Annotated in this window: 1 protein-coding gene; it reads right to left on the bottom strand. The window is 49.8% G+C overall.

What is annotated here, in order from left to right; translation table 11 throughout:
* Nucleotides 1-73 precede the first annotated feature (73 nt).
* The coding region (locus R7190_RS29330; protein ID WP_318138133.1) for an enoyl-CoA hydratase/isomerase family protein at nucleotides 74-578 on the bottom strand (505 nt) is incomplete at its 5' end.

Genomic DNA, 578 nt, shown 5'->3' with positions numbered 1-578 from the left:
ATTGGATTTCCCATTCGACCCAACCCAATAAATGCGATGGTACTCATGATTATTCTCCTTATTGACCTAACGGCTAACCTAGCGGCTGTTCACCGAGCTTGGCGAGCGGGTGTTCATCGTCAGCCCAAAGCGAGGTAAACAATAAGTCGATGACATCTTCATCGACTTCACTGACCGTTTTAAACATCCAGTTTGGCTCACCATCTCGGTCGATAAGGCGAGCGCGAACGCCCTCTTCAAATTCCCCTAAGAGCGCACAACGAACCGACAGGCTCAGCTCCAATCGGAAGCAGTCTGCAAGCGGTAAGCGGTGATATTCTTTGACTTGTCGAAAGCAGGTATGAGCAGTAATCCGGCTGCCTGACGAAAATGTTTCTTTCGCACCGGCAATCCACGGGCTGCTGTCTTCCATCGCCATAATGCGTTGAGCAATGAGGTTTAAGTCTACGCCTTTGCAAGCTTCTTTGATTTGCTCGAGATGAGGGCAGATTTGCGTGGTTGGTTTGCTGTCGATGATTTGTTCTTCCAACAACGCCAACAGCGCACTAACCAGTTCCTTCGCACCAGAAGTCCCCCAT

Source organism: Vibrio sp. 1078-1 (assembly GCF_033340475.1).
Note: the sequence above shows the minus strand (reverse complement) of the source record. Positions and strands in the feature narration are given on the sequence as shown.